The organism is Salinimicrobium oceani (assembly GCF_012037645.1).
Map to the genome: position 1 here is coordinate 1 of NZ_JAAVJR010000315.1, position 553 is coordinate 553.

A 553-nucleotide genomic window follows, 5' to 3' on the forward strand; every position below is an offset into this window, starting at 1 on the left:
GGAAATTGAGGAAGTGCCATGGCATGCATTAACCGAAAGTAAACAACTGGAGGAGATCGAAAAAGAGTCTGAAAAGATGCCGGTGGTGATCTTTAAACACTCCACCCGGTGCGGAATTAGCAGGATGGTGCTCAACAACTTCGAACGCGGTTATGATCTTCCTAAGGATAAAGAGGTGAAATTATACATGCTGGACCTTATTGCGAACAGAAATATTTCCAACGAAGTTGCAGAGCGGTTTGGAGTGAGACATGAAAGTCCTCAAATGATCATATTAAAGGATCAACAGGTAGTGCATCATGCCTCTCATCAGGGAATAGATCTTCAGGATGTAAAGACCCGGATTAAATAGGTGCAGGAATTTATGTTAAACGATAAAATCCAGTTAAAAGATTTATAATCAGTTTTTTGGAAGTTTTTAATGTGGTTATATTGAAGATTGAAACTTATAAATATTAACCCAAAAAAATTGTATTATGGAAGAAAGAAGAGAAGACCGTAACAGGCAAGACCGCCAGGAAGAACAAAGGCGTAATCAACAGGAAGAAGAAAG

General features: G+C 38.7%; 1 protein-coding gene. It reads left to right on the forward strand.

Annotation, left to right across the window (positions count from 1 at the left end; translation table 11 throughout):
* A partial coding sequence (ytxJ, locus tag HC175_RS16925) for a bacillithiol system redox-active protein YtxJ (RefSeq protein ID WP_209310045.1) occupies nt 1-352 on the forward strand: 352 nt, incomplete at its 5' end.
* Nucleotides 353-553 lie beyond the last annotated feature (201 nt).